General features: G+C 34.6%; 1 protein-coding gene and 1 pseudogene. Both read left to right on the top strand.

Annotated features, from left to right (window positions below; all coding sequences use genetic code 11):
* The coding region (locus ACFILA_RS09065; protein ID WP_375661069.1) for a YadA-like family protein at positions 1–258 on the top strand (258 nt) is incomplete at its 5' end.
* Between the two features lie 815 nt (positions 259–1,073).
* A pseudogene (locus tag ACFILA_RS09070) lies at positions 1,074–1,683 on the top strand (hypothetical protein); the annotation flags it as partial.

The raw sequence follows: 1,683 nt of genomic DNA on the forward strand, positions 1-1,683 counted from the left end.
AGTTATGATATTAAGAGCGTACGGAAAGAGGCAAGGCAAGCAGCTGCCGTTGGTCTAGCAGTATCCAACCTACGTTACTTTGACGAGCCAGGATCTTTGAGTGTCTCATTTGGTAGCGGCACATGGCGTGGACAATCCGCATTTGCCCTTGGTGCTGGTTATACATCTGAAAACGGAAAAATCCGCTCTAATCTCTCTGCCACGAGTGCTGGTGGTCATTGGGGCATAGGTGGTGCAATTACTCTGAAAATAAAATAATACGAACAACGAAAACAAAACATCCACCCTTATTTATTGAAATAAGGGTGGATATTTTTTTTACAGACGCACAGTATTTATCTAGAGATAAGCATAATATTTGATGAGGCTATAAACTGTGAGGTTTTATAGAAGATTTTTCTATATTTTGTTGAAAAAAGATCACAGTAGAATCCATATTGCTAAAAAGTTATATTTTTATGTTGCTATTTTCATGAACAGCCTATAGCAATATGGGAGTGTATATTAGTAAGACTCATTTTGATGAAATAACTTTCAAAGGGGGAAAAGTAGTGCGTAAAGATAAAAGGTACATCACGGGACCGCGCATATATCATTATATGATATATTAAAAAGAAAAAATCCAACTAAAAAGCCAGTTATCCAAGGAAAACTATATTCCAGACATATTACAATTTCTTTTTACTTTACTTATTATTAACAAAACCATGCTTTCTAATAAAAATAAAGTCTATAATTAGGAAAATACATATTAAAACCTAGTACAAAGGATTTTATAGTAACCACTACCAAGTAAAATGTAATATTAAATATAAAGACCCCTTTTTAGTTAGAAAAAAAGCACACTAAAAAACTTAGACTCTAAATGTGTCATCTTTATGTCCACAAAACATAATCAAAAAGACAAACATTTAGGTCTCAATACAGAGAGCGCAAACAAAACTAAAGACTCAAAATGTTCACACTCTAAGCAATAATCGTCTACTCTGAATTCCAAAGAGATCAATAATGCTAAAATGTGTCTTTTTTATGTTTTGGAGGTGTTTTTAAGTTTTTTCATTGGAGAGTTTGTTATGAAAAAATTATATGCCCCACAAGCAGCGAGTGAATTAAAACGTTCTCGTTTTTCTTTTGTTAAAGTTCTTTCGTTGGCTATAGCGGCTACATTCTTATCGAATGTTACGCCTGTTTTTTCAGCAAATCCTGATTTTAGAAACACGTTTCTTGAAGGTGTAAAAAGTGCTGGTGTATCTTATCCACAAAGCCTTCTCTCTGTTGCTGGTTTGAATGATTCTGAAGATTATGCAAATTTTTTAACCAAAACCCTTTCTGGTAAGAGAGATAAGAGTCCTATCGTAAATGTTTTGACAGAAGGTAGCCGTTCTGCGCGAGTTGGAAATGTTGGTGATAAGAAAGTGCCACAGCTTACAAGAATAGCGGTTAACGATAAAAGCATGAGTGCGGATAATATTGCTGTGCGAAAATTGCCAAAAACATTTGTTAAAAAAGGGTGGATGCTGCCTGTTGAGGACGATAATAGTGATGATATTTTGCTGTCTGGCGTTAATAGTTTAGCAAGGAGGGTGAGTACGTATGCAAGTAATGATGATATAAAAATAGGAAACAGTCCGAATGCGAATGCCATTAATATTATTGCTATTGGTAACGGCATACAGACATATT

Origin of the sequence: Bartonella sp. CL71SXKL, assembly GCF_042194935.1 — a bacterium.
Classification (GTDB): Bacteria; Pseudomonadota; Alphaproteobacteria; order Rhizobiales; family Rhizobiaceae; genus Bartonella.